The 3,865-nt window shown below is 47.6% G+C and carries 2 protein-coding genes; one reads left to right on the top strand and one right to left on the bottom strand.

The features are described from left to right. Nucleotides 1–141 (top strand): transposase (locus tag FTO70_RS17770; protein ID WP_255337112.1); only part of this gene is annotated, 141 nt, incomplete at its 5' end. A 1,053-nt stretch (nt 142–1,194) separates the two neighbouring features. On the opposite strand, the gene FTO70_RS17775 is transcribed toward FTO70_RS17770, so the two are convergent. Continuing rightward, nucleotides 1,195–3,093, bottom strand: a complete 1,899-nt coding sequence (locus tag FTO70_RS17775; protein WP_255337111.1) for a uroporphyrinogen decarboxylase family protein — start codon at nt 3,091–3,093, stop codon at nt 1,195–1,197. Nucleotides 3,094–3,865: the final 772 nt, after the last annotated feature.

A 3,865-nucleotide genomic window follows, 5' to 3' on the forward strand; every position in this document is an offset into this window, starting at 1 on the left:
AAAAAAGAACTATCAGAGAGAATACACAGTTGTCCTTACTGTGGACTGGTTCTCGATAGAGATCATAACGCTGCTATGAATATTCTGAGATTGGGATTACAATCTCTCCAGAATTCTGGTAGATGCCCGTCACTTCAGTGACGGGAGTAGTCACAAACGCTCACAGTTAAATCCTGTACGGCAATCTCTTTCTGAGATTTATTACAAACGAAATCATTTTTATATTTTTCAGTTAAAAAATCTGCTGACAAATTATATAAATCCATTACAATCTGTCATTTCAGGGGGATCCTCTATAATTTCAGGGGAACCCCTATACTGTTCCTGAACGTGGCAAAATAGAATGTGCAGCCGGAGTATGTTGTCCCTGTCCTGAGCTCCGGAGGCTGAGCCGGTTGTTCAGGGTTCAGGGACTTTAATCTTCACTCTCGGAAAGAATTTAAAAAAGAAAATCTGTGTTTTTTCCGTAGAGAATATTGAAGGCCGAACTCGATTTTTTGAGTAAGATTTTTCCTTCATGAACGACCGGAAGAGTGCCCCTTTTACTGCCCGGAGGTTTCAAGCAGTGAATGGGGCATTGCCGGTCCTTTTGGCTTTTTCTGGATTGGAAGCACGATTTTCAGCCCTAAAATGGCACAAAGAGCTTAAAATGTACTTTCATCCTGTTTTTTTCGGTCCTGATGTCTTTCTCTTTCCCGGAGGTTTAGGGGCTGAAGAGCATCGGACCTTTTTCCTCTGTTTTCGGGTTTCATTTCCCCAAATGGCAAAAGGGGCTTGAATTTCCCTTACCGGAGTTTTTTGTGGATATAGACTTTACTCCCCCGGAGGCACATCCAAATGGCAAGTCTGTGCCTTCTCGTGAAAGGTGTTGCAGGTCTAAACTGCAGGTCTAACTCATACTTCTGGGGGATATGATAACAGTGCCCATGGAGAGGGAGGCACTGCCATCAGTGGGATTTTTTTATGTTGGAGATTTTCTGGCTTCTTTTGCCGGGTATTTTTGCCGGAAGTTTTTACCGGGTGTTTTTACCTGGCATTTCAGGAGTTAATGAATGTAAGTTGGAAGTGTGGAGATTTCGTTGGACTTGTTTATTGGAATGTGTCAGAAATTACGAAGGGGCAGACTTAAAAAGTCCGCCCTTTCTTGCAGCAAGCCTCAGCTTGCTTGTTTTTCAGGAAGTGATTTCCGTGGGATTATCCCATGATCTTCTTGTAGAGTTCCGGACCGGTTTCTGCAACAGTGTAGGACTGGGCAGTTACGGTGTCACACGGACCTCTTGGGGGTACTTCACAACCGGTTGCAATCGTGTACTTGGACTGCATGCCGTTCTCTTTGAGAGTGTTCAGGACGCTCTCCTGAAGGGCAATTGTGTCGTTCCTGATCTTTGCAATGTTCTCGGGGCTGTTGTCCATGAATGCGATCGGGCTAACTTCTCCGCCGAACATGACATCCTTGCCGTAGTTCTCAATGAGGTACTTGTGGTCCTTGGAACCCTTGTTTGCCTGCTCTGGGTAGTAGGTGTAGCTGTAGTACTTGGTGTCCCACTTGCTGATAAGGTCCCAGTGCGGTGCGTCGGCACAGTTGTGAACGACCATGGGTTTGTTGTACTCCTTGTAGAGCGGGGCGAAGACGTCCTGCATGATCTTACCTTCGGTCTTCATGTATTCGTCTGCGCCGAGGATGATATTGTTGGTCCAGAGGGTTACCAGACAGAGGTTGTCGGGCTGGGCTTCCTCGAACATCATCTTGGCCATTTCCTTACAGTACTCGGTGGTCTTTTCAAGTCCCTTCTGGACAACTTCGGGGTTGGTCTTGAGGTCGGAAAGAACGCGGGTTGCTCCCATGATCTGGGTCAGAGCTACCATCGGGCCTTCGAAGAGAGCGGTGATGGGTGCGTTGATTTCCTTTGTTGCCTTCTCGGTTGCGAGTTTGTTGCCCTGGATAAGGTTGTATGCACGGGTACCTTCCTTGATTTCGGGGACTTCCATTGCTTCGTAGTCCTCGAGGTGGCCGGTTGCTGCAGGGGTGTCTTCTTCAGGGACTCTGATGGTTGCACCAAAGTCACTTGCGACAACACAGAGGTCGGTAAGGCCGACGAAGTTGTCAATGTTGAAGTATTTGGTACCTGCGACTGCACTGGCTGCGTACATTTCTGCCTTGGTGGAGTAGTCTGCGTAGGTGCAGGGTACAAACTTCCTGGAGAGACCGCAGATGAGAGGTGCTACCGGGAGCCTGTCGACCTTCTTGTCCTGGAAGGCGGAGACGAACCTTTCCTTCTTGGTCATTGTCTCGTTGAACTTGGGCACTACGGAGTCGTATTCTGCGAGGACCTTCTCTGCTGTGATGAGGCCAATGTCGATTTCTTCCTTGGCGCCCTTCTGTGCGAGGATTTCCTTGTACTTCATCTTGCTTGCTGCGACTGCGGACTCGCTCCATGCATCTGCAGAAAGGCCGCTGAGAAGGGAGGAAAGGGTCTCGACTGCTCCGCTTGCGTCACCAGCTGTGCCGTCTGCTCCGATGGACTCTGCGTATTCTCTGGAAATGGGTGCGCCGCCGACCATGACCACAAGGGAGTCCCTGAGGCCTGCTTCCTGAAGCTGTTCAATAACAGTTTCCATACCGCCCATGGTTGTGGTCATCAGGGTGCTCATGGAGATTGCAGATGCCTTCTTTTCCTTTGCTGCTTCTACGAATTTTCCAAGTGGGACGTCAACACCGAGGTCGACTGCGTTGTAACCTGCAGCGGTGATCATTGTCTTGACGAGGTTCTTCCCGATGTCGTGCACATCGCCTTCTACAGTACCGACGATGACGTTCCTGGGAACAGTGCTTGCGTCAGCCTTTATGTAGGGGGTGAGGATCTCCATTCCAGCGTACATTGCGTCAGCAGCGAGCAGAAGGCTGGGGACGAAGGCTTCTCCCTTCTCGTACATGTCACTGACTACATTCATGCCCTTTGCAAGACCATCAATGATTGCTTCATATGCGTCGACTCCTTCGTCAAGAGCCTTCTGTGCGAATTCTTCTGCAAGGTCGTCGTCTCCTTCGACGACAGCATCTGTTAAACCGTTCAGAATTTCTTCTTTTGCCATTAGTTAAGCCTCCATTTTTCAGGATTAGATTCGCCAGGTCCTGGCATTCCTGTTTTCATTTACTGCTGCGGGCCAGGGTCAGTTCAGGAATCCCTGTCCCTTAATTTTCCATAGATCTCCTGATGCCCATCCAACCGCTGCTTCCCCGACAAGATAATTTTTCGTCGGAATGGCTCTGAAAATTACCGTTTTTCCGGCCTCCGGATGTTCATCTTTTTGCTATGGCAGTAAGTATTCAGGTAGTAGCCCTCAATAATATATAGCATAGCCGATGCCGTTTTTAGTGCCATCTTCAATATTGGCCGTGCCCTTATTTTTCGGGCTTTCCTCTTTTACGGGAGGGTTTCGGTTTTAGGGTGTGCCCTTTTCAGGTATGCTTCTTTTTCTTGTAAAGGAGGCCTTTTGGGAACGAGGGCCAAATTGGAAAGGAGGCATTCTGGGAGGGGATGAAAGGCAGGTTTCCCTCCTGAATAATGAGGCCCAAAAAAAATAGGTGCCTTCAAAAATAGCCCCTCTTGAAATATTTGAGGGTATTGTTCCTGGCCAATTGGTGCAGTATATACTGAACGGTGTGATCAAAACATTGAGGTCAAAACATTGAGATCAAAACATTGAGATCAAAACATTGAGGTCAAAACATTGAGATCAAAACATTGAGATCAAAACATTGAGATCAAAACATTGAGATCAAAACATTGAGATCAAAACATTGAGATCAAAACATTGAGATCAAAACATTGAGATCAAAACATTGAGATCAAAACATTGAGAT

The sequence above is a fragment of the Methanosarcina sp. KYL-1 genome (genome assembly GCF_024372725.1).
GTDB lineage: Archaea > Halobacteriota > Methanosarcinia > Methanosarcinales > Methanosarcinaceae > Methanosarcina.

What these genes read in the sequence shown, in the direction of transcription:
- FTO70_RS17775 (WP_255337111.1), bottom strand. Translation starts at nt 3,093, where the DNA reads ATGGCAAAAGAAGAAATTCTGAACGGTTTAACAGATGCTGTCGTCGAA.